This window comes from Bradyrhizobium sp. YCK136 (assembly GCF_044570075.1).
In the GTDB taxonomy this organism is placed as follows: Bacteria; Pseudomonadota; Alphaproteobacteria; order Rhizobiales; family Xanthobacteraceae; genus Bradyrhizobium; species Bradyrhizobium diazoefficiens.
Window position 1 is genome coordinate 4,697,537 of the sequence record NZ_CP172424.1, and the last position, 24,052, is coordinate 4,721,588.

Annotated in this window: 26 protein-coding genes and 2 pseudogenes; 16 read left to right on the forward strand and 12 right to left on the reverse strand. The window is 60.5% G+C overall.

From position 1 onward, the window contains the following. Window positions 1–4 precede the first annotated feature (4 nt). The 4 genes from ACFLEY_RS22995 (at window position 5) to ACFLEY_RS23010 (ending at window position 2,812) form a co-directional block, all read left to right on the forward strand. Window positions 5–187 (forward strand): hypothetical protein, encoded by a 183-nt coding sequence (locus ACFLEY_RS22995; protein WP_038967481.1) that lies wholly within the window; start codon window positions 5–7, stop codon window positions 185–187. 333 nt (window positions 188–520) lie between these two features. Continuing rightward, window positions 521–1,585 carry an IS630-like element ISRj1 family transposase gene (locus ACFLEY_RS23000; protein WP_026192128.1) on the forward strand — a complete coding sequence of 355 codons (1,065 nt, stop codon included), beginning with the start codon at window positions 521–523 and terminating at the stop codon, window positions 1,583–1,585. A 320-nt stretch (window positions 1,586–1,905) separates the two neighbouring features. Beyond that, a complete protein-coding gene (locus ACFLEY_RS23005) occupies window positions 1,906–2,529 on the forward strand; it encodes an NUDIX domain-containing protein (RefSeq protein ID WP_306422105.1) in 624 nt (207 codons plus the stop codon). 46 nt (window positions 2,530–2,575) lie between these two features. After that, window positions 2,576–2,812: a hypothetical protein gene (locus tag ACFLEY_RS23010; RefSeq protein WP_038967482.1), complete on the forward strand. Its 237-nt coding sequence runs from the start codon at window positions 2,576–2,578 to the stop codon at window positions 2,810–2,812. A 62-nt stretch (window positions 2,813–2,874) separates the two neighbouring features. Here the strand turns inward: ACFLEY_RS23010 and ACFLEY_RS23015 are convergent, their stop codons facing one another. Together ACFLEY_RS23015 and ACFLEY_RS23020 are read right to left on the reverse strand one after the other, a co-directional pair. Continuing rightward, the gene (locus ACFLEY_RS23015) at window positions 2,875–3,087 is read right to left on the reverse strand and encodes a hypothetical protein (RefSeq protein WP_038967483.1); all 213 of its coding nucleotides are present in this window, start codon (window positions 3,085–3,087) and stop codon (window positions 2,875–2,877) included. Between the two features lie 47 nt (window positions 3,088–3,134). Beyond that, the gene (locus ACFLEY_RS23020) at window positions 3,135–3,821 is read right to left on the reverse strand and encodes a CBS domain-containing protein (RefSeq protein WP_011087416.1); all 687 of its coding nucleotides are present in this window, start codon (window positions 3,819–3,821) and stop codon (window positions 3,135–3,137) included. Window positions 3,822–4,005: 184 nt separating this feature from the next. Between ACFLEY_RS23020 and ACFLEY_RS23025 the strand changes: the two genes are divergently transcribed. From ACFLEY_RS23025 to ACFLEY_RS23035, 3 genes are all read left to right on the forward strand, one after another. After that, on the forward strand, window positions 4,006–4,401 hold the full coding sequence (locus tag ACFLEY_RS23025) for a host attachment protein (protein ID WP_249163531.1): 396 nt from the start codon (window positions 4,006–4,008) through the stop codon (window positions 4,399–4,401). A gap of 69 nt (window positions 4,402–4,470) precedes the next feature. Then, on the forward strand, window positions 4,471–5,364 hold the full coding sequence (locus tag ACFLEY_RS23030) for a universal stress protein (RefSeq protein WP_236842253.1): 894 nt from the start codon (window positions 4,471–4,473) through the stop codon (window positions 5,362–5,364). Between the two features lie 48 nt (window positions 5,365–5,412). Then, window positions 5,413–5,862, forward strand: a complete 450-nt coding sequence (locus ACFLEY_RS23035; RefSeq protein WP_060912157.1) for a CBS domain-containing protein — start codon at window positions 5,413–5,415, stop codon at window positions 5,860–5,862. A 151-nt stretch (window positions 5,863–6,013) separates the two neighbouring features. Here the strand turns inward: ACFLEY_RS23035 and ACFLEY_RS23040 are convergent, their stop codons facing one another. Next, window positions 6,014–6,721, reverse strand: coding sequence for a c-type cytochrome (locus ACFLEY_RS23040; protein WP_060912158.1), 708 nt, complete (start codon window positions 6,719–6,721; stop codon window positions 6,014–6,016). 133 nt (window positions 6,722–6,854) lie between these two features. Here ACFLEY_RS23040 and ACFLEY_RS23045 point away from each other — a divergent pair, with 133 nt between their 5' ends. Then, window positions 6,855–7,160: a CBS domain-containing protein gene (locus ACFLEY_RS23045; RefSeq protein WP_396604980.1), complete on the forward strand. Its 306-nt coding sequence runs from the start codon at window positions 6,855–6,857 to the stop codon at window positions 7,158–7,160. On the opposite strand, the gene istB is transcribed toward ACFLEY_RS23045, so the two are convergent. Both istB and istA read right to left on the reverse strand, forming a co-directional pair. Further along, window positions 7,114–7,881, reverse strand: coding sequence for an IS21-like element IS1631 family helper ATPase IstB (gene istB, locus ACFLEY_RS23050; protein ID WP_038952109.1), 768 nt, complete (start codon window positions 7,879–7,881; stop codon window positions 7,114–7,116). The two genes, ACFLEY_RS23045 and istB, sit on opposite strands and share 47 nt — an antisense overlap. 4 nt (window positions 7,882–7,885) lie before the next feature. Continuing rightward, window positions 7,886–9,643: an IS21-like element IS1631 family transposase gene (istA, locus tag ACFLEY_RS23055; protein WP_100214066.1), complete on the reverse strand. Its 1,758-nt coding sequence runs from the start codon at window positions 9,641–9,643 to the stop codon at window positions 7,886–7,888. A gap of 114 nt (window positions 9,644–9,757) precedes the next feature. On the opposite strand from istA, the gene ACFLEY_RS23060 reads away from it, so the two are divergent. Both ACFLEY_RS23060 and ACFLEY_RS23065 read left to right on the forward strand, forming a co-directional pair. After that, complete coding sequence (locus ACFLEY_RS23060; protein ID WP_249163612.1) at window positions 9,758–10,315, forward strand: CBS domain-containing protein; 558 nt, start codon at window positions 9,758–9,760, stop codon at window positions 10,313–10,315. Window positions 10,316–10,742: 427 nt separating this feature from the next. Continuing rightward, a pseudogene (locus ACFLEY_RS23065) lies at window positions 10,743–11,808 on the forward strand (IS630-like element ISRj1 family transposase). Window positions 11,809–11,817: 9 nt separating this feature from the next. Here the strand turns inward: ACFLEY_RS23065 and ACFLEY_RS23070 are convergent. Next, window positions 11,818–12,033 (reverse strand): hypothetical protein, encoded by a 216-nt coding sequence (locus tag ACFLEY_RS23070; RefSeq protein WP_129557610.1) that lies wholly within the window; start codon window positions 12,031–12,033, stop codon window positions 11,818–11,820. Between the two features lie 216 nt (window positions 12,034–12,249). Here ACFLEY_RS23070 and ACFLEY_RS23075 point away from each other — a divergent pair, with 216 nt between their 5' ends. Continuing rightward, window positions 12,250–12,990: a S1C family serine protease gene (locus ACFLEY_RS23075; protein ID WP_060912161.1), complete on the forward strand. Its 741-nt coding sequence runs from the start codon at window positions 12,250–12,252 to the stop codon at window positions 12,988–12,990. Window positions 12,991–13,283: 293 nt separating this feature from the next. Here ACFLEY_RS23075 and ACFLEY_RS23080 read toward each other — a convergent pair whose 3' ends face one another. From ACFLEY_RS23080 to groL, 4 genes are all read right to left on the reverse strand, one after another. Beyond that, complete coding sequence (locus ACFLEY_RS23080; RefSeq protein ID WP_060912163.1) at window positions 13,284–14,006, reverse strand: CBS domain-containing protein; 723 nt, start codon at window positions 14,004–14,006, stop codon at window positions 13,284–13,286. Window positions 14,007–14,080: 74 nt separating this feature from the next. Continuing rightward, on the reverse strand, window positions 14,081–14,602 hold the full coding sequence (locus ACFLEY_RS23085) for an Hsp20/alpha crystallin family protein (protein ID WP_060912164.1): 522 nt from the start codon (window positions 14,600–14,602) through the stop codon (window positions 14,081–14,083). 258 nt (window positions 14,603–14,860) lie between these two features. Further along, window positions 14,861–15,082 (reverse strand): ChaB family protein, encoded by a 222-nt coding sequence (locus ACFLEY_RS23090; protein WP_082756923.1) that lies wholly within the window; start codon window positions 15,080–15,082, stop codon window positions 14,861–14,863. Window positions 15,083–15,167: 85 nt separating this feature from the next. Continuing rightward, window positions 15,168–16,793, reverse strand: coding sequence for a chaperonin GroEL (gene groL / locus ACFLEY_RS23095; RefSeq protein ID WP_396604939.1), 1,626 nt, complete (start codon window positions 16,791–16,793; stop codon window positions 15,168–15,170). 241 nt (window positions 16,794–17,034) lie between these two features. Between groL and ACFLEY_RS23100 the strand changes: the two genes are divergently transcribed. From ACFLEY_RS23100 to ACFLEY_RS23120, 5 genes and pseudogenes are all read left to right on the forward strand, one after another. Further along, complete coding sequence (locus ACFLEY_RS23100; protein ID WP_171901282.1) at window positions 17,035–18,309, forward strand: efflux RND transporter periplasmic adaptor subunit; 1,275 nt, start codon at window positions 17,035–17,037, stop codon at window positions 18,307–18,309. Beyond that, window positions 18,306–19,532 (forward strand): annotated as a pseudogene (locus tag ACFLEY_RS23105) (ABC transporter permease). The gene ACFLEY_RS23100 and the pseudogene ACFLEY_RS23105 overlap by 4 nt, the downstream one beginning before the upstream one ends. Beyond that, window positions 19,525–20,235 carry an ABC transporter ATP-binding protein gene (locus ACFLEY_RS23110; protein ID WP_060912167.1) on the forward strand — a complete coding sequence of 237 codons (711 nt, stop codon included), beginning with the start codon at window positions 19,525–19,527 and terminating at the stop codon, window positions 20,233–20,235. The pseudogene ACFLEY_RS23105 and the gene ACFLEY_RS23110 overlap by 8 nt, the downstream one beginning before the upstream one ends. 289 nt (window positions 20,236–20,524) lie before the next feature. Then, a complete protein-coding gene (gene ftsH / locus ACFLEY_RS23115; RefSeq protein WP_249163384.1) occupies window positions 20,525–22,327 on the forward strand; it encodes an ATP-dependent zinc metalloprotease FtsH in 1,803 nt (600 codons plus the stop codon). A gap of 563 nt (window positions 22,328–22,890) precedes the next feature. Then, window positions 22,891–23,145 (forward strand): EF-hand domain-containing protein, encoded by a 255-nt coding sequence (locus tag ACFLEY_RS23120; protein ID WP_373565434.1) that lies wholly within the window; start codon window positions 22,891–22,893, stop codon window positions 23,143–23,145. Between the two features lie 124 nt (window positions 23,146–23,269). Here ACFLEY_RS23120 and ACFLEY_RS23125 read toward each other — a convergent pair whose 3' ends face one another. Further along, entirely contained in the window at window positions 23,270–23,596 is a 327-nt protein-coding gene (locus ACFLEY_RS23125; RefSeq protein WP_396604940.1) for a DUF4010 domain-containing protein, read from the reverse strand. Continuing rightward, window positions 23,490–23,888, reverse strand: a complete 399-nt coding sequence (locus ACFLEY_RS23130) for a DUF4010 domain-containing protein (RefSeq protein ID WP_309142145.1) — start codon at window positions 23,886–23,888, stop codon at window positions 23,490–23,492. Before ACFLEY_RS23130 ends, ACFLEY_RS23125 begins: the two co-directional genes overlap by 107 nt. Between the last annotated feature and the right edge of the window lie 164 nt (window positions 23,889–24,052).

Genomic DNA, 24,052 nt, shown 5'->3' on the forward strand with positions numbered 1-24,052 from the left:
CGACATGAGCAAGAATGATCAGAGGGAGCAGACGCGCCTGGTGAAGCATGAGCCGGGGGTGCCCGTACCGGACCGGGGCGCAGGCGTCCTGGAGACGAGGAAGGCCGATCGGGCGATCAAGGATGCTCTTGAGGACGATGAGGTGAGAGAAGCACTCAGGCCGCATCACAACTGTTTCTACCACTGAGGAGAGGTCGACATGCGAAACATCGTCCTGCTCGCTGCTGCCGCGGCGATCCTTTCAATCGCAACTGTATTTCCGAGCAGCGCCGAAGCCGGATGCTATCGTCTCGGCGAAACCGGCTACCACTGGTATCGCTCCTGCTGGGGACCTCGCTGGATCTACCCTCATCAACGCGTTTGTCGACACGGCTACTGCTGGTATCGATGATCCCTTCTGCCACCAATAAGCGAGGGGGGTGTCCTGATCTAGCTCAAGCCCGTCTGCTCGGGCATCCCGGGAAATCCTCGGAGCTAGTACCCACTTTTCTTGGAACGTGAGTCGTGATTCAAGGTCGGGATGATACCCGAAGCAAGAGAAGTCCACCTTTCGAGGAAAGATCGCAAGGTGCTTGAGGCGTGCTGTCGCTCACCGGTGACGTTGCAGCGCGATTTGAAGCGGGCGCGGATAGTTCTGTTGGCGGCGGATGGGCGCAGCACCCGGTCGATCGCCAAGGAAGTTGGGGTCCAGCCGCGGATTGTCAGCCTTTGGCGGCATCGCTATGCCGACCATGGCCTTGAAGGGCTGCAAGACAAGCCGCGGCCTGGCAAGCAGCCGATCTATACGAAGACGACCGACAAGCGGATTCTGAAGCTGCTGGATAAGCCGCCACCGCAAGGGTTTGCGCGCTGGACCGGCCCCCTGCTGGCCGAGGCGCTGGGCGATGTCGATGTCCAATATGTCTGGCGGTTCCTGCGCAGCCACAAGATTGACCTGGTGGCTCGCAAGTCCTGGTGCGAGAGCAACGACCCGAACTTTACGGCCAAAGCCGCCGATGTTGTCGGCCTCTATGTCGCGCCGCCGGCGAAGGCCATTGTGCTGTGCGTGGACGAGAAGCCCTCGATCCAGGCTTTGGAGCGAGCGCAGGGTTATCTGAAGTTGCCCAATGGCCGCGCCTTGACCGGCCAAAGCCACGATTACAAGCGGCATGGCACCACAACATTGTTTGCGGCGCTCGAAGTCGCCACCGGAAAGATCATCGCGACCCATTCAAAACGCCGGCGCCGCGTCGAGTTTCTCGATTTCATGAACAGCGTCACCGCGGCTTTTCCGAACCGCAAGCTTCACGTCATCCTCGACAACCTCAACACCCATAAAAAGAACGAGGACTGGCTCAAGGCCCACCCCAACGTGCAATTTCATTTCACGCCGACAAGTGCGTCATGGCTCAATCAGGTCGAAGTATGGTTTTCCATCTTGCAGGGGCAGTCGCTCAGCGGCACCTCCTTCACGAGCCTCAAGCAGCTTCAGGAACACATCGATGCCTACGTCAACGCATACAACGACAGAGCCGAGCCCTTCGTCTGGACCAAGAAAAAGGTCCGTCAACGCCGTTTCAAAGGCCGCCGTATCACTCAGCTCTGATTCCGGGTACTAGGCGCGTCATTTTGGACCGACGCGTATGAAGCCGCTGGCCGGCCACAAGTTCAGCTTGATCTTTGTCAACGCGGCGCCGAGTGCCGGTGGAATCCTTCGCTAATTTAATCGGATGAGGTTTATGATGAGGTGCATCGTAGAGTTGAAGGACGGTAGTGCGATGGAACGGGCGATGGGAGCTCTGGCGAAGTATCGCTACAGGTCGGAGGGCGAGCCCGTTGCTCCCGAAGGACGTCCCCGGGAATGGAAAACATGGCTTCTCGAGATCAATTCGGCAGAGTTCGAAGCAATCCGAGACCATGTCAACAATGGAGACATTGTCGACATCAAGCCCATCAACGAGGCAGCTGGCGCTGAGTTGCACTGATCACGTGAGCACCCGACATTTGCGCTTTCGCTCCATGCCGACGGCAGGTTCCAGCAAGCGGCAGAGTGCGGGGATTCTGTTGTTTCGCAGAGGCGGCGGTACGCTTCAGGTCTTGCTCGGTCATCCCGGCGGTCCCTTTTGGCGGCGCCGGGATCGCGGGGCCTGGACTATTCCAAAGGGCCTCGTTTCCGATGGCGAAACGCTGCTTTCGGCCGCACGTCGCGAATTCGCAGAGGAAACTGGCCACGCGGTGACAGCGGAGGTCATCGAGCTTGGCAAAGCAAGCCAGCCGAGCGGCAAGGTGGTCCACGTGTGGGCCGCGTCGGACGATTGGGATCTCGCTGACTTTCGCAGCAATACATTCGAGATGGAATGGCCTCCGCGGTCGGGTCGGCAACAAAGATTCCCCGAAATCGATCGGGTTGACTGGTTCGAGATCGCAGAGGCTCGCTCGAAGATTCTCAAGGGCCAGACGATCTTTCTGGACAGGCTGCTGGAAAGACTTGGAGAGGTCGACGGCAGCAAACGTATGGCGTGTCGCTTCCGGTGCCCGCGTTCGTATTGAAGATATTTCTTGATGAGCATCAGAGTCGTGCCAGAGCGGCAATGGCATGTTGATCATGGAAAGGATAGCGTCAGACCGCGCGGCGATTGACCCCTGCAGCAGGGCAGAGCGTGCACGCAGGACTCAATATGAGCGGTCGCAAAAACAAGAGCATGTCTCGAGGAAAGTCCGCGTCAGCCCGACCGTGTCGTGGTACGGCAAGATCTTGATTGTCGGAGCGCTGCTCGTCACCATGGGATATGAGCTCTTTCGGCTGATGATCGCCTTGGTGGCGCTGGATTAAGCTTGCGCATCCGCAAGAACCGCAAGGCGGCAATAAACGTTATAGTGCTCCTCCGACCCCGGTCAGGATGGAAAATCGGCCGACTTCACCTCGACGCGGTCGGCGTGAAGTGTCCAGTCGCGAATTGCGCGGAGTTCGCAGAACTCCTGCTTGGCCATTAGGGCCGCTTCCGCGCCGTCGTCCGCCTCAACGTCAATCGCGAGTTGGCAAGCCTCGCAAGGTTGGCCCCGGTCGCCAACCACATTCTTGAGAAAGCGGACAATGAAATGGGACATGAGCGTCTCGACGGTAGCGGAACGGCGATTTGGAATCTCCGCCCGGGTCAGTAGACAAAGGCCGGTGTTTCGAGCAGGTGATCATTCACGGTCGCCACGCCCGGAATTGCCTCGGCGGCTACGCGAATGGCCGTGCGTTCGGCCACGGACGGCGCGAAACCCCAGATATCGACCACGCCATTCTGCACAGTCGCGTTCACATTGAATGTATGAGCCCAGGGCTGCTTCCTGAGCTCCTCGAAGAACCTCTTCCTGATGACTGAATCGGGAAGCGAAATCTCGAGCTTTGGTCTGGCGCTCGCGATGGTCTGGAGCAGGTTGGCCCGGCTGACGATCCCGACGAGCTGACCTTCCTTGTTGACGATGGGAACGCGTTTGATCTGGCGCTCTTCGAGAAGCATGGCGATCTCGTGCAAGGGCGTCTCGGGTGCAGCGGTCGCGACCTCCTGCGTCATGACGTCCTGCACCTTGATTGAGTGCGACTTGACGTAGTCAGTCGCGAGCTGGGCATCGCCGGTTAGCAGGCGCAACCACCAGGAGGGGGAGCGTTCGGTCCCGCTCTCGGCCCTGTGCAGCAGATCGCCTTCGCTCACGATGCCGAGCACCTTGTTGTCGGCATCGACGACCGGCACGGCGCTGATCCGCCGTTCCAGCAGGATCTGCGCGACCTGGCGGACGGTTGCGTTTGGTCCGACCGTAACCACTGGCGACACCATCACGTCTCGTGCATGCATGATGAACCTCCATATCGTTTTCCGAGTTTAGGTAATCCTGCCCGATTGTAGGCTGACTGGTTTGATCGGGATCAAGCAGCGCAGCCTGCTGGGGAATAGGAATTGGACGCATGCAGCGAGGAGGCCGAAAATGATCAGGATACCACATCGTGCAATCGTGTTCGTCGGTGACGGAAGGTAGGCGCTGTTCCTTCGCAACGAGGGCGACGAGAAGTTCCCCAATCTGAAGACGGAGGCGGTGTTCGAGGAAGAGAATCCGCCCGCCCATTCACAAGGTAGCGATCGCCCCGGTCGGATCAGCAAAGGATCGCATTCGGAGCAGCGCAGTGCGGTGGAAATGACCGATTGGCATGAGTTCGAGGAGAAGCGCTTTGCGAGGCAGGTCGCAGCTGCGGCGGAGCGTCTCCTTCGCAGCGAGCATGCGACCTCCCTCATTGTCGTCGCGCCACCCCGCACGCTGGCGGAGCTTCGCTCGGCCTTTCACGCCGACGTGAGGTGTCGGATCGTCGGCGAACTCGACAAGGACCTCACCAAGCACCCCGTAGCCGAAATCGAAAAGCATCTGCGGGACGCGGTTTAAGGAGAGGATCGCCTTCGGGGCACCGCCAGACCCCGTCACTGGTCACATCGGGAGGCATGGCCGGCAGGTTTGATTTCGGTCAAGCGTCTGGCTGACCGCAAGGCGATAAACGGCCATCGCACACTTTTTCGGAGCATCGTCATGTCTGTCGCGAGCGTCATGGTCTACGTCGATTCCGAGCAGCAGGAAGCAGGGCAAGTTGCCGTTGCGGAGGGTATTGCGAGGACGTTCGGAGCGGCCATCCTGGGTGTTTCTGCGGTGGCGGTGGAGCCTCCCTTTGTCGCCGAAGGTGTCATCATCGAGCAGACCACCGAGGAAGACATCAAGCGCATAAAAGCAACGCTTTCGGCGAAAGAGGCTTGGTTCAAGCGGGTGGTCGGCCTGCCAAGCGAGACGGTCGAATGGCGCTGGGCACTCGATGATCCGACCGACTTTCTGGTCGAGCAGGCCCGCGCGGCAGACCTTGTAATCGTCAAGCGCAGGTCGCAGGCGGCCAGTCACTCCCACTTCCTCGATCCGGCCGGAGCCATGCTGCGGATGGGGCGCCCCACGCTATCTGTGCCGGAGCGCGTGACGGAGTTGTCTGGTGACCGCATCGTGGTCGGTTGGAAGGACACAAGGGAGGCGCGCCTCGCCGTTCGCGATGCGATGCCGTTTCTGACCAGAGCCTCGCAGGTCACAATCGCGGAAATCTGCGCGTCGAGCGAACAGGATGCGGCTCGCAAGCGGCTTCGCGACGTGGCCGGCTATCTTCAGCGGCATGGGGTGCAGTGCCAGCACGAGGTACGTGTCCATACGGCGGAACCGGACGGAGGCTACCTTATTCGGCTGGCGTCCGAGCTCGGCGCGGATCTCATTGTTACTGGCGGTTATGGACATAGCCGGTTGGGAGAATGGATCTTCGGCGGCATGACACGCAGCCTCCTGCAGGAGGCCAAAGTGTGCGTGCTGATGTCTCACTAGCGCAGAGCAGAGCGCATTGCTGGCAGGGCGGGTTCGATAGAGGCAGCAATGAAGGCAGCAGATATCATGCGAACCTGGTTTGCAACGGTGAAGCCGAGCGCATCACTGCTCGATGCCATCCATCTGCTGCTCGAGACCAATCAGCGCGGCCTCCCGGTCGTTGACGGTGAAGGGGTGCTGGTCGGCATCATTTCGGAAGGTGATTTTCTTCACAGGCGCGAATTAGGCGTAGACTATCCTGAAGGGTTTTGGCTCGAGTGGCCGCTAGGTAAAGACGAGGGGCAGCTCGCTCGTGAGAGAACCAGTGGCTTGCGCGTGGATGCCGTCATGAGCCGACATCCCGTCTGCGTCGATGAAAGCGCCACAATCGAGGAGGTCGTCAAGCAGATGGACATTTATCAGATCTCCCAGGTGCTAGTCCTTCGGGACAAAAAGCTTGCGGGTATAGTGGGGCGCACGGAGATGCTCGTGGCGCTCGAGCCGCGCCTGAGAAAATAGGGGCATTTAGAACAGGCGCGCAGTGGAGCCGGCGAAGGGCCCGTTTTGCCCAAGATGGACGCTTAGCGACGCTCTTTGTCACTGCTCCTGGTTCAGCGTAGATCTTATAAATCAAAAGTGCGACGGTGACCGCCTGCCCGGTAGGCTTGTCTCAGCGAGATTGGCCCGCTCTCAACGTCTCGAGGTAGGCCACGATAGCCTCAATCTGGTATTCCGAGAGCCTCGGATTTGGCATTAACTGTTCTGGTCCAAGACGACGATGGCTTGATGCCAAAAATCGTCGAAGTTCGTCAGCGGAGAACGACGGCCGGTTGACTATCTCCAGGAAGCCAGGTGGCGATGGGCGGAATGCAGGCGCTTCCCTTACCCAGTCGGAAACGACATGGCATGTCCCGCAAGATGAATGGGCTAGCGATCGCCCCTCAGTCACCTGGTCGACGAACAATTGGTTGGGCACCGGCAAGGTGAGCGGAATCTGGATCGCGACCGAGGGATACCCACTACCGCGGTGACAGGAGTTGCATTCGTTTGTCATGGTGGCATACGACGACATGAACCCGGGCAAGTCCTTCGAATGGATTGCCTGGCGTACTGCATCAAGTTGTCGCTTGGCACGATTGGCTTGCGACGGGTCAGCCTGCAACTTGCCCGTGGCTTCAAGATTGGCGTCGATTTGTTCAAGCTCGTAGTCGGCCAGGCCCCAATTGCTCAGCTTGCCCGCAAACCATAGCTTTGCGTGCTGAAGCTGAAGTCTGGTCATGAGATCGGACAGTGTTGCAGACGGGTCGGCCGGCGTCCCGACGCTGGGCGCCGACAGCGTTACAAGAATCGCGACCGAGAGAAGCGTTTTCAGGCGCATGATCGAAGACTTCCGATATTGGTTGTCAAGTTGCCATCTCCGCCCGTCCCGGCGTTGATCTCGATCAAGACGTTAGTTGACGCAGAAAATACCTCTTTGTCTCCGGAGTGAAGGCATGCGCGCGCATCAGATAATGTCACGGCAGGTAGTGTCGATACGGCCCGAGGCTCCGATCACGGACGCAATCAAAGTGATGCTTGCGCATCATATCAGCGGGCTGCCTGTCGTGGATTCGGCCGATAATCTCGTCGGCATTATATGCGAGAGCGATTTTCTCAGGCGGAGCGAGATCGGAACCGAGCATGAGCGCAATCGATCCCCGCGGGTCACTTCAAATTCCTCCGGGTGTGGTCAGTCAAATTCCTCCACCCGCGAGGCAGGACAAGGGACTGTTAGTTTGAGTTTGTTTCCCGGGCAAGAGCTTCAGCGGCTTCTTTGAGCCGATAGCTGCGTCCGTCGAACTCAAGCAGATGGCAATGATGCATAAGGCGATCGAGGATCGTCGTGCTCATAGTGTTGTCCCCAAGGTATGCCCCCCAATCCTGCACGACGCGATTGGAGGTGACGATGACGCTGCGGCGCAGTTTGTAACGCTGATGGATCAGGGTCTGCAGCAAAGTGCCGGCGTCGTCGGGGATGGCGCGTGCGAGGAATAGATCGTCCAGCACGAGGAGATCGCAGTCGATGATGGTTCGCAGCCGGACCTCGCGTTGTGCCGGAGAGTTCAGGGCGTAGCGGTGAAAGAAGTCGTCGGTCTCAAGATACTGGACCTTGTGGCTTTGCAGGATCGCCTGATAGGCAATCGCCTTGGCGATGTGCGACTTCCCGGTGCCAGGTTTGCCAACAAGCAGAGCGTTCTCGCCAGCGGCAATGAACGCCAGGGTGTGGAGCTGGAAGCAGGTCTGACGTGGCAGTTTGGGATTGAAGGACCAGTCGAACTCGGCGAGCGTCAGCTTTTCGTCGAGCCCGGATTGCTGGTATCGCCGCTCGATAAGACGGGACTGACGACGGTCCAGTTCATCCTGCAGGATAAGGGAGAAGGTCTCGAGGAAGGGCTGGTTGGCGCCCTGCGCCTGGAGCACGCGCGTCTGCAGCGTGTCGCGGACACCCGACAGGCGCAGCTGTCGTAGGCAACGCTCAATTTCCGGCATGGTCATCATGTGGCTAGGTCTCCAGTTTAAGGTGAGAAGGTGCAGCGGGAGCGCTCGTGGCGCCGGAGTTGGCCGGGGTTGCGCAGGCGACACGAGCGCGGATTGCCGTGGCGTGATCGTCGTGAGCCTCGGCCTGCCGACCATTGTCGTCGGCGTCGCGCCGCACAGCGCGGCTGAAGAGGTCGCCGTATTCCGCGGGGGTACGGATCAGCGGATGATCCTGGGTGAGCGGCGATGCCGGCTGTGGCGTCACTCCAACCTGCTCGATCGCCTGTTCGAACAACCGCTCGACGGTCGCACGCACGTGCTTGTAGCGGTAGATGCGGTTGTCGATGGCGTGCGCGCAGGCCTGCTCGACCAGCCGCGCCGGATACTTCCGGCCCAGCCCGACAATGCCCCACATCGCGCGCTGTCCGGGGCGCCCTTCGGTGTCGAACACCTGCTGGCACAAGGCCCTGGTCTGCGGTCCGATGCGCTCGGCGCTCGCCAGCAGCACGGCGGTTTGCCGCGACGGGTTGAACGGCCGTTCGCTGGTCGGCAGGACGACAGAACCGGGGTGCGCCATCCGGGAATGAACACGCAGCAGCGCACGGGTGTGGCGATCACGGATCTCGATCGTGGTGGTGTAGATGCGCACGACGACCTGGCTGCCGATCGGCGCGGGCCGCGCGGCGTAATAGCTGTTGTCGACGCGTACGGTGGTGTCGTCGCAGACAGTCCGGACGACTTCGGTGAAGATGCGGAAGGGAGCGACAGGCAGCGGCCGCAGGTGCGGCTTCTCTTCCTGGAACATCGCCTCGACCTGACGGCGCGTGCTGCCGTGGATGCGTTTGGAAGCCCAGTTCTCCTCCCAGTGCCTCAAGAACTCGTTTTGCGCCTCCAGCGTCTCGAAGCGCCGTCCGGCCAGCGCAGTGCCCTGGGTATGTTGAATCGCATTCTCGACGCATCCTTTCCGATTTGGATCGGCCACGCGCGCGGGATCGGCGACCACGGCGTAATGAGCCAGCATCGCGCTGTAAATCGGGTTGAGCTGGGGCTCGTACAAATCCGGCTTGAGGACGCCTTCCTTCAGGTTGTCGAGCACGACATAGCTGGGGACCCCGCCAAAATACCGGAACGCCTCTTCGTGGAGCTGCGCCCAGACTTGTTGGCTGGACTTCCAGACTACCCGCCGGAAGCTGCGCCGCGAGTAGCGTAGCGTCATCACGAACAGGCGGGGACGACGGTACCGCCCGCTCTTCGGATCAACCGTCGGCGCGCCCTCGCCATAGTCGACCTGAGCTTCCTCGCCGGGGAGGAACTCAAGACGATCAAACTGCTCAGGATCAGCGTGCCGCAACCGGCGCACAAACCGCTTGACACTCTGGTAGCTGGACGGAAAGCCAAATTGATCAACCAGGTCCTGGTAAATCGCCTGCGCGTTCCGCTTCAGCCGGACCTGTTCTTCGATCCACGTCCGATGCGCTTCGCAAGCCGAACGGGCCAGGCTGCTGGTGACCGTCGCTTCCGATGTCCCAAAAGCCGGTGGTCGGGGTGGAGGAATTTGGCCGTCCGCGCTCACCGAGCCGGTGGTCACTTCCCCGGGGGAATTTGCCTCCGCACCGGCCCGCAGCGCCTGATAACGCCGGATCGTCTTGCGATCGACACCCGTCAGCCGGTGAATCTCGCGCTGGCTGGTGTTGCGATCAAGTAATGTAAGTACGGTGCTTTGCAGATGTCGCTTCAAGACGTTCAACTCCCCGGCCCCTTGCTGGCTAAAGGGGTCGAACATAAACGTCCTGCCTGACCGGCTACTGCTGTTCAGCGGCGCTGACGGCGATCATCAGGTGGGGGAGTTTCAAGTGACCATACCCGGGGGATTTTGACCGACCCACGGGGCAATCGATTGCTTTCGCTCCTGCTCGGGGCTGAGCGAGTCGCCAGCGAGTTCGTGAAGGAGCACGGTCGCAAGGTCGAGCAGGTGATGACCCGTCAGCCTGTGACCACCAACGAGCAGGCACCTCTCGATGAGGTGGCGGACGTGATGGAGCGTCGGCACCTGAATCACATTCCGGTCATGCGCGCTGATCGTATCGTCGGAATCATCACACGTTCCGACTTCCTGTCCGCCGTTGCTGGACCACTGACAGGCGCTTCGGGCTATTCCGGGAGCGACAATCAGCTCCGTCGGGCGGTTCTCGCCGCGCTGGCCAAGACACCGTGGCAGCCGATCGGCTTGAACGTCAGGGTACGGGACGGCGCGGTCTCGCTCCGTGGTGTTATCAGGGGCGAGAGCGCACACCGCGCTGCCATCGTAGCTTGCGAGAACGTTCCTGGCGTTCTTCGAGTAGATGACCGCCTCTGTGTTCAGCCTTCCCGTCCGGACCCGGAGGACGATTACGGTGGAGGCGATTTCGTTTCGCTCCAGATGGAGCCCTCCACGCTGGATGACGAACCGCTGTAGCGCCGAGAGGAGCGGGCGGCGTCAGTCGAGCTCGCGGTCTCGTTTCATAATCGCTGGTAGATCTCCATACTGTTCGATGACGACACGCAGTCGAGACTGATCTTACCCCTATGGTATCAGTCGCCCTCACGCAGTGATGACCGATGGTGCTCCAAAGCCGCCAAATCGGGGGGCGCAAGGGTCAAGCTGAGCGCAGACGCGCTTCATTCGGCCGTCCGGGCGTCCTGTTCGCTTAGGGTTAGTCTCGCCGCGCGGACAGCGCGGGAGACCAGTCTCCCGACCGATGAGGAATAGAGCGCGATTTCAAGAGCCGCGTAGAGGGCAAATAGTATCAAGACCTTGACTAGTTCGTTGCTCATTTGATGTCCTCGGCCGATCGAGCTAGTACCCACTTTTCTTGGAACGTGAGTCGTGATTCAAGGTCGGGATGATACCCGAAGCAAGAGAAGTCCACCTTTCGAGGAAAGATCGCAAGGTGCTTGAGGCGTGCTGTCGCTCACCGGTGACGTTGCAGCGCGATTTGAAGCGGGCGCGGATAGTTCTGTTGGCGGCGGATGGGCGCAGCACCCGGTCGATCGCCAAGGAAGTTGGGGTCCAGCCGCGGATTGTCAGCCTTTGGCGGCATCGCTATGCCGACCATGGCCTTGAAGGGCTGCAAGACAAGCCGCGGCCTGGCAAGCAGCCGATCTATACGAAGACGACCGACAAGCGGATTCTGAAGCTGCTGGATAAGCCGCCACCGCAAGGGTTTGCGCGCTGGACCGGCCCCCTGCTGGCCGAGGCGCTGGGCGATGTCGATGTCCAATATGTCTGGCGGTTCCTGCGCAGCCACAAGATTGACCTGGTGGCTCGCAAGTCCTGGTGCGAGAGCAACGACCCGAACTTTACGGCCAAAGCCGCCGATGTTGTCGGCCTCTATGTCGCGCCGCCGGCGAAGGCCATTGTGCTGTGCGTGGACGAGAAGCCCTCGATCCAGGCTTTGGAGCGAGCGCAGGGTTATCTGAAGTTGCCCAATGGCCGCGCCTTGACCGGCCAAAGCCACGATTACAAAGCGGCATGGCACCACAACATTGTTTGCGGCGCTCGAAGTCGCCACCGGAAAGATCATCGCGACCCATTCAAAACGCCGGCGCCGCGTCGAGTTTCTCGATTTCATGAACAGCGTCACCGCGGCTTTTCCGAACCGCAAGCTTCACGTCATCCTCGACAACCTCAACACCCATAAAAAGAACGAGGACTGGCTCAAGGCCCACCCCAACGTGCAATTTCATTTCACGCCGACAAGTGCGTCATGGCTCAATCAGGTCGAAGTATGGTTTTCCATCTTGCAGGGGCAGTCGCTCAGCGGCACCTCCTTCACGAGCCTCAAGCAGCTTCAGGAACACATCGATGCCTACGTCAACGCATACAACGACAGAGCCGAGCCCTTCGTCTGGACCAAGAAAAAGGTCCGTCAACGCCGTTTCAAAGGCCGCCGTATCACTCAGCTCTGATTCCGGGTACTAGATCGGGTCCTTCCCAATTTGTGCCATTTCGGTGAGGGCGTGGCTTCGGTGGGGCTTGTAGACGGTGTGCGTCGCCGTGATCTGCGCACTTGTTGCTGGATGAGTTAGCCGCACGGTCAGTGTTGCCGCCACGATTGCAATGCCGACGAGTAGCACAGAGACCACCACCTTCAGGTGGGTTGCCCTGTCCGCGGTGTAAATCGAGTGATTCATTGCGGGCTCCACTGGCAAGCCGAACGCTGTACTGGAGAACCCTTCGTACCGCATCAGGCGACGGGTCTAAATTCGGGAGCTTCACCTAAGTAGGTATCCGTAGGCCTGGTTTCGCGAGAAGGGCGAGGCAGAGTTTGCGAATCCTCAAATCGCGCCTGCCTCAGATCATTAGGCTGCTGTTCAGGTAACTTCACTTGGATTGCCTGAGAGGTGGCCATGCTACGCAATATCTTGCGCCGAGATTGGATCGCCGTCGTCGTATGCAGTCTGGCGCTGGTCTTCGGTGTCGCCGGTTGTTGGGCCAAGGACTATAAAGATCCAGGAGAGATGTTTCCGACGACGGACTTTACCGCTCTTGTGAAGCGCGTCTCGCCTGCTGTGGTTGGAATACGAGGCTGGGGCGTGGCATCAGAGCCGCGAGTATTTGATCCCGAAGCCAGCTTTCCAGACCCTCCTTCGCCTCGAGAGTGGCAGGGAGCGGGCGTCGTGGTCGACGCCCTGGCAGGCTTGATTGTCACTGCAAATCACTTGGTTGCAAACGCGACCGTCGTACAGGCACGTCCCCAGGACGGACGAGCGCTTGATGCCGTTGTGCTGGTAAGATCCGAGCGAGATGACGTTGCGCTACTCCGGGTCGAACCCGGCAACCTTCAGGCGTTGACTCTGGAGAACCTGGATACGCCCGACGTGGGGGAGCCGGTGATCACGATTGGAAATCCGCAAGATTGGGGACAGAGCGTGACGTTTGGCATCGTGTCAGCTTTGCATCGTTCCTGCCCAGGCATTGCGAGCAGCGATCTGATCCAATCAGACGTCCTGGTCAGCCAGGGCAGTTCGGGCGGCGCGCTGGTGAATCTGAAGGGTAAGCTAATCGGCGTCGTCGTTGCGCGAAAGAGTGGCTTTGCTTTTGCAGCGCCAGCAGACGCGGTCAGGAGGCTTTTTGCGGCTGCCCAGTAGGGTCCCTCCTGCGCGGATCTGCGCATCAATGGCGAAACCGCGAGCGCCCGGAAATCCGCGCGGCTTCACCAGCCCTCGGGGCGTATCTGCTTAGTGGGGGACGCCTCGGTCACGCCCGGAGTAGGCGGCGATCAAGCCGACAAGAGCCGTGACGAGGAGCATCGTTACAATGGTTTGAATGAGGCCGAAGTTCAACGCGTCTCGCGAAACGAACAGCGCCGTGATCGGCGCTGCTATCGTAAAGAGAACCCGGACGATCCATCCAAACATAGCGGCTTCCAATTCGCCGGCGTTCAGCCCGCGGCCCTCAAGTCTTCCGGCGATTCCACGTAGTAGCCGGTGTATGAATCAACTAAGCAAAGGTGGTCATGGACTTCCTTGACACCGCTGGTGTTTTCGGCGGCGACGATCGTCGCCCGCCGCGCTTCGTCGGTCGTAATCAGGCCGTGCAGATGGACGACGCCCTTGCGGACATCGACCCTGGAGCCGATCGGACGCCAGTCGGCGGCGTTGACCGCTCGCGTGATACGCTCGCGAATGTGCTCGTCATCGGCGGTCGGGTCCGGAATCTCGTGTGCGAGGCTTGCCATCGCCTGCAGCAGATTACTTCTCGTAACGATCCCGATCGTCGCCTCGCCGCGCATCACCGGGACGCGTTTAATGTCGTGCTTCTCCATCAAGTCGACCACGTCGACCAGGGATGTCTCTTCCCGGGCAGAGACAACCTGCCGCGTCATGACATCTTCCACCTTTCGGCCGCTTTCGTGAACAAACTCGGCCGCTGCCCGTGGAGGTCCCATGAAGAATTTGAGCCAGGCCGCGTGCTTGCGACCGGTGCCAATTTCGCTGCGACGGAGGAAGTCGCTTTCCGAGACAATGCCAACGAGATTGCCGGCATCGTCGATGACAGGTAGGCCGCTAATGTGCATCCGGAGCATGATCTTGGCGGCTTCTTCGATCGTCGTATGAGGCGTCACGGCAACAACGTCTCTGGTCATCACGTGAAGTGCGTGCATGACGTGCCCTCAATATCGATAGTGTTGCAAATGTGGGGCGAGGCTGCGCTCGATGCAGCCCCGCCTTGGCAGGCTCAAGCCGCCTTCACGTTGATCGTCTTGGCCGGTTTCTGCGCCTCCTCGGTTTTCGGAAGCACGACCTTCAGCACGCCGTTCTTGAAGGTAGCCTCGATCTTGTCGGCGTTGACGCTCTCCGGCAGGGTGAAATAGCGCTCGAAGGTGCCGTAGCGGCGCTCGGAGACGTAGTAGTCCTTCTTCTTTTCCTCGGTCTCCTCGCGCTTCTCGCCCTTGATCGTAAGACCGCCGTTGGCGACCTTGATGTCGATGTTCTTCTCGTCGAGACCCGGAAGCTCGGCCGTAATCTCATACGCTTTGTCACTCTCGGCGACGTCTACGGCCGGCGCAGAGATCGACTTCGAGAAGTCGCGCTCGAGCCGTGCCAGCGAACGGAACGGTCGGTTCCAGAAGCCGTTACCGAAATCGTCAAAGATCTGGTCGATTTCGTTTCTCAATGCCTGAAAGGGTCGCCAAGTCTCTCCGGCGACAGCGGGGGCTGTGGGGGATTTTGTGACGGGCAGCTTGGTTTCGGTTGCCATGATGATATCTCCTTCCGAGGTTTGACCATCTCGGTCGCGAAAGGAGATTAGCCACGGTCGTCGGTTTGAAATTTGATTTTGCTCAAGCCGGAAATTGAGCCGGCGAATTTCGTTGAATCGACAGACTGCGACATTTCTCCAGAAACGCGCTGTCAGAGTTCCAAGAAAGGTGTGCCGCGAAATCGTTGCCCTGCACGTGTCCGCGCGAAAATCCGGCAAGGAGGCAGACGTATTTCAATTTACGAACAACCGCGACGCTCAATCGCTATGTGCCGATTTCGGCACCCAGCGGTCCGCGAGTTTCATGTATGAGCGCTTGACGGCGGACCAAGCCGTTCGATGTGCTATCTCTTCCTGGCGAATGTCTCCGACATGCGAGGAAAAGGAGTGGTTGAACGCCTCCCTGTAGATGTCCAGGGCGTGAGGCGGCAGGTGACGTCGCAATCTCGCGGGAAGATCATCGTTTGATCGATAAGGCATCGTTCCTGTCTCCCGCCAAGCGCGGTCCTCTATTGAATCGAACGGCGGTGGCCGAATGTGGGAACTCTCTGCGTGATAAGGACCGCTACTGCACCGCCAAGTCCGGTTCGGGCAGTCTCTCGCGTTTCGGCTCCGGGATTTCCGTCATCGTCGCTTCGGTCAGAAGGAGCACGCTCGCGACCGAGACCGCGTTTTCGAGGGCTGTCCGTACGACCTTGACCGGATCGACGATGCCAGCCGCGACGAGATCGACATAGACCTTGCGGGAGGAATCGAAGCCAATGCTGCCTTCACTTTCGAGCATCCGCGCAACCACGACGCCTCCGTCGGCCGCGGAATTCTCGGCAATCTGGCGCGCCGGAGCCTCAAGAGCGCGTCTCAGGATCTGTACGCCGGTCCGCTCGTCGCCCTCACAGGCCGCTTCCTCCTTGGCCACGGCCGCGACTGCACGGAGCAGAGCCAGCCCGCCACCGGGCACAATGCCTTCCGCGACCGCCGCTTTCGTCGAACTGATTGCATCGTCCAAAGCTTCCTTCTTCGCCTTCATTTCGGCCTCGGTCGGCGCTCCCACCCGGATCACCGCGACGCCTCCCGACAGCTTGGCGAGGCGCTCTTCGAGCTTCTCGCGATCGTAATCGCTAGTCGTCTTTTCGATTTCGACCCGGATCTGGCCCAGTCGTGCATCGATGCGGGTGCGATCGCCACCGCTGCCGATCAACGTTGTATTCTCCTTGTCGGCGACCACGCGCGCGGCACGACCGAGTTGTTGCAGGGTGGCGTTCTCCAGCTTCAAGCCGATCTCTTCCGAGATCACCTGAGCGCCGGTCAATATCGCGATATCCTCGAGCATGGCCTTGCGCCGGTCACCAAACCCGGGGGCCTTGACGGCGCAAGCCTTTAGCACGCCCCGCGATTGATTGACGATGAGAGTGGCCAGCGCTTCGCCCTCGATGTCCTCGGCAATGATCAGAAGCGGCTGACCGCTCTTGGCGACCTGTTCGAGAAGGGGAACCAGATCGCGCAATGCGCCGATCTTGTGGTCGCAGAGCAGGACGTAGGGATCCTGCAACACCGATTCCATCCGGTCGGCATCGGTGATGAAATAGGGTGAAAGAAAACCCCGGTCGAATTTCATTCCCTCGACGACGTCCAGAAGCGTTTCGGTCGTCTTGGACTCCTCGACCGATATCACGCCGTCGCCGCCGACCTTCTCGATCGCATCGGCTACGAGTTCGCCGATCGACGCATCGTTGTGGGCCGAAATCGTGGCGACTTGCACCTTCTCCGCCCTGGATTTTACGGGCGTTGCCATAGCGCGCAATGCGGCGATGGCGGCCTGCGTTCCGCGATCGAGGCCACGTTTGAGGTCGATCGCGCTCGCGCCAGCCACAACATTGCGAACCCCGTCCGACAGGATGGCATGTGCAAGGATGGTAGACGTGCTGGTGCCGTCGCCGACGACGTCGCCGGTTTTCTCCGCGGCCTGACGCAACACCTGAGCGCCAAGGTTCTCTTCGGCATCCTTCAAGTCGAATTCCTTGGCAATGGTGACCCCGTCGTTGCAGACGATCGGCGCTCCCCATCCCTTCTGGATCAGGACTGATTTCGACTTCGGGCCGAGCGTCACGCGCACCGCGTCTGCAAGGAGAGACGCGCCGCGCAAGATCTTCTCGCGGGCTGCTGAATGGAACAGGACTTGTTTGTGTGCCATTTCAATGCCTCAAGGTGTCGTAGTTGGCGTTACCCTGCGCGCCACTTTTGTACGACTGCGTCCGGCTCAGTTTGATCTTGGTCAACCAGAGGCGGAGGTTATTGAGCCGGCCGGTGAAGAAGTGGCTGATCGGGACTTGACCTAGCGCAATCCGCCAAAGGCATCGCGGCGGTATTTCTGAACCCAATAGTTGAGAGGAGGGGATCGCCAGATGAACCGGTGCGATCCGTGCAGCGTAGCCATGGCCGAACAAAGTCTACCATTACCAAATCAAAGACGCATCGACCCGATTTCCGTCGCGTCGGCCTGGTCGGGCATCATCACTCATAAATGGTTCCTCCTGACGGTTGTTGTCCTGCTCGGCCTTGGCGCATGGCAGGGCATCCGGGTCCTGCTCGGACCTGCCGTCGTGGTCGATCGGGTCGCACGTGGACGATTGGTTGAAACCGTAGTGGCGAGCGGGCATGTCGAGACGCCATACCGGGTGGAGATCGGCAGCCAGATTACCGGGACCGTGGAGGATGTGCTGGTCCAGGAGGGCGAGAGGGTCACCAAGGGCCAGCCGCTGATTGCCCTTGAGGCGCGTGAGTCGAAGGCGAGCGTGGTGCAAGCGCAGGGCGCGGTCGCGCAGGCCGAGGCGCGCATCAGGCAGCTCGAGGAGCTCACGCTTCCTTCGGCGGAGGAAGCGCAGACCCAGGCCGAGGCGACGCTTCGGAACGCCCAGCAGACTTATGACCGTACCGCGCAGCTCGAACGCAACGGCTATGCGACGCGAGCCGCCCTCGACGACGCGCAGAAGACGCTCGATGTCGCGCGTGCCGCAAAGCGCGCGACGGAATTTCAGGTCTATACCGCGAGCCCCGGCGGCAGCGATCACGTCATGGCGCAGACACAGCTCAATCAGGCACGCGCCAACCTCGACACCGCAGAATCTCGCCTGGGCTATGCCACGATCGTTGCCCCCCGCGACGGCGTTCTCATCACCCGTAGCGTGGAACGCGGCACCGTGGTGCAGGCGGGGAAGGCCTTGTTGGTTCTGGCCCCCTCGGGTGAACTGCAACTGGTGCTCCAGATCGATGAGCGGAACCTCGGCAGGCTCGCGCTCGGGCAGACGGCGCTCGCATCTGCCGATGCCTATCCGGATCGGCACTTTTCTGCGACCGTCACCTACATCAATCCCGGCGTCGACATTTCCCGCGCGACCGTGGAGGTGAAACTGACGGTAAAGGAGCCGCCGGACTATTTACGTCAGGATATGACGGTCTCGGTCGACATTGAGGTCGCAGCGAAGGACAATGCCGAGGTCCTTCCTGTGCGCTCGGTGCGTGAGATCCTGTCGGGGCAAGCATGGGTGATGACCGTAAAGAACGGCCGGGCCGCAAAGCATCCGGTGAAGGTCGGCTTGCGCGGCAACAGCCAGATCGAAATTGTCGAGGGGATGCAGCCCGGCGACATTGCGATCCCGCAGAGTTCCGGCGTCCTTACCGGGCAGCGCGTGCGCCCCGTCCTGCCATGAACCACTGGCTCCCATTCGAGTGGATTGCCGCCGTACGATTCCTGCGAGAGGGGAGGTTGCAAACCATCTTCATCGTCGGCGGCATCTCGATCGGCGTCGGTGTGATCGTCTTCATGTCTGCGATGCTCGCCGGCCTCGAGGCGAATTTTATCAAGCGCGTGCTGACCTCCCAGCCCCAATCCAGCTCCTCACGCCGGATCAGGTGGCGCGTCCCTTGCGCAATGCCGCCGGGGAGATCGAGGATGCTGCAGTGCAGCTTCCGAGCCAGCGGGTGATCTCGATCGACCAGTGGCCGAAGATCCGCGGCCAGATGCTCGCCATGCCCGAAGTCACCGCGGTCTCGCCGACCATCACCGGATCTGTTCTGGCCATACGTGGCGACGCCAGCCGGGCGGTGACGCTGACATGGATCGAACCGGAAACGTATTTCGACATCGTCAAGGTGCCGGACTACATCGCGGCCGGCGAGGCGCGTTTGACCAGTGAGGACGTCATCATCGGCACCGAACTCGCCAAGAATCTCGGAGCTACCGTCGGCGACAAGCTGAACTTGCAAGCCACGGCCGGCGCCAATCGAGTGCTGACGATTTCCGGTCTGATCGATTTCGGCAACAAGGGTGTCAATCAGCGTGCCAGCTTCGTCGCGCTGCGGACGGGACAGTCGCTTCTCGGCATGATCGGCGGCGTTACGACCATCGACATGACGGTCAAGGACATCTATGCGGCGGAAATCATCGCCCGGCGGATCCAGGCTGCGACGCCCGTGGAGGCGGACAGCTGGATCGCCACGAATGCCCAGTTCTTCACCGCGGTCCAGGCGCAGATCTATACGAATACCCTGATCCCGTATCTTTGTCGGTTTGTCGGTGGCCTTCGGCATCGCCGCTGTTCTCATCGTTTCTGTGATCCAGCGCTCGAAGGAAATAGGGATCCTGCGGGCAATGGGCACGTCGCGTGGTCAGATCCTGCGCGTGTTCTTGCTCCAGGGCGGGCTGCTGGGCTTTGTCGGCTCGCTGTTCGGTGCGACCTTGGGCGCGGTCGCGCTGGTGTATTGGCACGCCGTGGCCCGGCAGGCGGACGGCACCGAACTGTTTCCGCTTGTTCTGCAACAGAGCCTCTTCGTCTACACCGCGCTCCTCGCCACAGCGACAGGGCTGCTGGCTGCGATGGCGCCGGCGGTGAGCGCCGCAAAGCTTGATCCAGTGGTGGCGATCCGTGGCTGACGAGATCCTCAAGCTCGAACGAGTTTGCAAGGGCTACAACCTTGGTCTGCCTACTGAGGTTGAAGTCCTGCACGACATTGATCTCAAGCTCGACCGTGGCGAGTTCCTGGCCTTGATCGGCCCGTCCGGCTCAGGCAAGAGCACGCTGCTCAATATCGTCGGCCTGCTGGATCGGCCAACGCGCGGTCGTCTTCTGATCAAGGGGCGCGACACGGCGCTGCTCGGCGACGACGAGCTCACGCATCTGCGAGGTCATACCATAGGCTTCGTCTTTCAGTACCATCTGTTGATTTCGGCCTTCACCGCCCGCGAAAATGTCATGATGCCGATGCTGGCGGATCGCGGCTTTGCAAGCGCGGAGATCGAAGATCGGGCCGACGATCTCTTGCGCCAAGTCGGTCTGGAGAAGTTCGCGGGCAACCTTGCCAACAACATGTCTGGTGGCCAGCAGCAGCGGGTGGCAGTTGCCAGGGCTCTTGCCATGAACCCGGATCTGGTGCTGGCCGACGAGCCGACCGGAAATCTCGACACGAAATCGGCGGATTCCGTCTTTGAGCTGATGCGGCGGGTCAATCGGGAGAGCGGCACGAGTTTTCTGCTGGTCACCCATAATCTGGACCTGGCACGGCAATGCGATCGGATCATCCAGGTGGTTGACGGGCGCATTGCCGACCACAGAACCGTCGAAAGCCCGGGCTGGTAGCGCGCTCAACGCGGGGGTACCGAACGCAGTTGCCGCCGCCTGAAGCATTTCATTTTCCTGGGCCGATAGCCGGGCGCTCGCCCATGCCCCGTGTCCTTGAACCGTCTCAAGTCGCGCAAATCGCCCAGCAAAACAGCTTGTCTTGAAGAGCATCAGGCCAGCTTTGGGATAGCCGCGTTGACCTGAATCAAGCGCACCTCACTCTCCCGAACTACCATCTCGATCACTTGACGTGGACGAGGAGGCGCAGGTGGAGCCCAATCAGGTTTCGCGAAATCAGGCGATAACGATGGCCGTCATTTTCGCGGGCGGTATGCTGCTCGTCGTCTTGCAATTCATTTTCAAAACCTACGAAACCGTCGAGACGATTCCCTATAGTCAATTCGAGCAGTTGCTCAGCCAGGAAAAGGTGGCCGAAGTCGCCGTTGGTCAGGACACCATTCAAGGAAAGTTGAAGGAGCAACTCCCAAGCGGCAAATCGGCATTTGTCACCGCGCGGGTTGACATGGCCCTGGCCGAAAAGCTTGCGGCCAAAGGCGCGATCGTGACCGGCGTTCCGGGAAGCGGCCTGCTTCAAAGCTTGCTGTCTTGGATCTTCCCGGTTGTCGTCTTCTTTATCATCTGGTTCTGGATCGGGCGCAGCGTGACCGGCCGCCAGGGATTCGGAGGGCTGATGGCGATCGGGAAGTCCCGTGCCAAAGTCTATGTCGAGAAAGACATCAAAGTCACTTTCGCCGACGTCGCTGGCGTTGATGAGGCCAAGTTCGAACTCCAGGAGGTGGTTTCGTTTCTGAAGGACCCCAAGAGCTACGGACGCCTGGGCGCCCATGTACCGAAGGGGATTTTGCTGGTTGGGCCGCCCGGAACGGGAAAGACCTTGCTCGCGCGCGCCGTAGCCGGGGAGGCCGGTGTTCCATTCTTCTCGATTTCGGGCTCCGAATTCGTCGAAATGTTCGTCGGGGTTGGCGCTGCGCGCGTGCGAGATTTGTTCGAGCAGGCCCGCAAGGCCGCTCCCTGCATCATTTTCGTCGACGAGCTCGATGCACTCGGACGCAGCCGCGGGCCGCTGTCGTTATCAAGCCACGACGAGAAGGAGCAGACCCTCAATCAGCTCCTGTCGGAGCTTGACGGCTTCGACCCGAGCGCCGGCGTCATCCTGCTGGCGGCTACCAATCGCCCCGAAATCCTGGATCCCGCGCTGCTGCGGGCGGGGAGGTTCGACCGGCAGGTCCTCGTCGACCGGCCGGACAAGACCGGGCGCACTGCCATTCTCAAGGTGCACGTCCGCAAGATCCGGCTGGGCAAGGAGGTCGATCTCGACAAGGTGGCAGGCCTCACGACCGGTTTCACAGGAGCTGATATCGCCAATCTCGTCAACGAGGCTGCGATTGCCGCTACCCGCCGGGGCGGAGACGAGGTCTCGTTCGCTGATTTCGTCACCGCGATAGAGCGGATCGTCGCCGGCGTCGAGAAGAAGAGCAGGGTGCTCGGCAAAGACGAGCGGCGCAGGGTCGCCTATCACGAGATGGGGCATGCCCTCGTGGCAGCGAGCCTGCCCGGCGTCGATCCGGTGCAGAAGGTTTCGATCATACCGCGTGGGATCGGCGCGCTCGGCTACACCATTCAGCGCCCGACCGAGGACAGGTTTCTGCTTACGATCGAAGAGCTGAAGAACCGCATTGCCGTGTTGATGGGTGGACGGGCGTCGGAGCGGCTGATTTTTGACGGGGCCATTTCGACCGGCGCCGCCGACGATCTTCAACGTGCGACCGAAGTCGCCATCGAGATGGTGACTAAATACGGCATGGACGAGACGGTAGGGCAGCGCACCTACGCGCCGAAGCCTCAGGCATTTCTCGCGGCTCAGGATGCGGTCGTCACCGCCGCTGAAGCCACCGGCCGCGAGATCGATGTTGCGGTGCGAAACCTGATCGAGGAGGGCGATCGTCGTGCCCGCGATGTTCTGCAGCGGCGTCGTGCCGACCTTGATGCCGGGGTTGAACTGTTGATCGCAAATGAAACGGTGACTGCGGAGCAGTTTACGCCGCTGCTCGCCAAGAGCACCGGAAAGAACGAACCCATTGCCGCGTGATCGGATCCAAACCGACCATTACTGGTTCGATGCTTCGCAGCTTGCTATTATGCAGGCCAGCGGCGAACTGCCGTCTCATTTTCGAGCAGGGCGCAAGCCGATCCTGTTACGAAGGCGACGGCAGAAATCATTTAGCGCCGTGTGAACATAGTTGAGGTGAACCAAGTGTCTTTCCGCATCTTCCCGTTCGGATGTGCCCACGGCAAAAGAGTTCCGGAGGGATACCGCGCGCGCGACCTTTTGGCGGCTCCGTGAGCTTCTTCGCCTACGATACGCTGAAGGTGCTCATGCTTCTCCCTCTCGTCGTGTTGACTTGGCTCAATAAGACTTCGGTGAATTACGACACGGTTGTTACGCGACACCAACACCGGAGAAGGCCCATGCCACGCCGAACCATTGCTGCAGCGTTTCTGTTTGCGACCCTGAGCTATCCAGCGCTCGCTCAATCGCCGACTGATCACAACGCCCACCACCCGGGACCGGACCAGGTTCCGTCGTCCACGCAGACGGAATCTCCCGCAGGACAATCCGCAGAGCGGCAGAGGACGATGCGAGGCGGAGACATGATGGGAATGATGGGGCGCGGCATGAAAGGGCATGGCATGATGGGCGGGGACGGGATGGGGCCACCAATCATGTTCCGCATGATTTTCGCGCTGATGGATGCTGATGGCGACGGGACCGTCTCATTGCCGGAGTTTCAAGTTGCGCACGAACGAATCTTCAAGGCAATGGACAGCAACAAGGATGGGAAGCTCACTCCGGAGGAGATGCTGGCGTTCATGCGTGGGACAACGAACCCGGTGCCGCAGCAATAGCGGACTGAAGGCCCTGAGCAGGCGCCGAGGACTAACGGCGCGAGCGGATCGCCCGTTGCTTCTCGACTGTTGACGAACGCGGCTGCCTAGTTGTGGCCATCTGGTCAAAATTGGCCCTCGACGATCACAGGGCCGAGAATGCGCCGGCCCACGCGGCCGCGATGACGAGAATAAGGTCGGGAATCAGCCGCAGACCGAAGGAAGGGCCGCCACTGACCCAGCCAACGATGATCTTGCTGAGAGTATTTGTCGACAGCGCCGCAAGCACCGGAGCGATGGCGTCGTCAGAGTTGATCTTGCCTGAGGCGACGAGCGTGGTAGCGGCCACGGCGGGCGAATGCGTATCAGCGAGGCCGGCTGCAGACGCGCTGACCACCAGCCCGATTTCTCCAAACGCCTCCCGCAAACTGGCTGAGAGCACGATAACTCCGGAGCGCGTCAACGCCAGCAACAAAGCCGCGCGGGCAGGTTAAAGCCCGTCCGAGTTGCAGATCGACTGCCGCCGTTTCCCGCATGCCCTTGATCGTGAAGGTCGCGCTATAGATCGTCGCCGCGCCACCGGCGCAGAGTAGCGGAACTAGCAAACTTTGCATCGTAGACAGGTTCGTTGCTTCGAGCACGGCGGAGAGCTGAACGATAGTTGCGACGGTTGACAGCGTCGCGCCGGCGGTAGCTGCTCCGAGCAGCTCCGGCGTCCTGCAAGCCCGCGCTCCCATCGCGCCGATAGTGGCTGTACTGGACACAAATGCCGAGGCGAAACTAGAGACAGCAAGCCCGCCCTTGTACCGGCGACGCAAATGCAGTTGAGCAAGCCTTTCAGCGCCCGCCTGGTGGACGTGCAGATCACGGTCTTCGCACGCGCGACGATGCGACGATCGTCCCGTCCGGGGCGCTGTTTCGCCGCGGA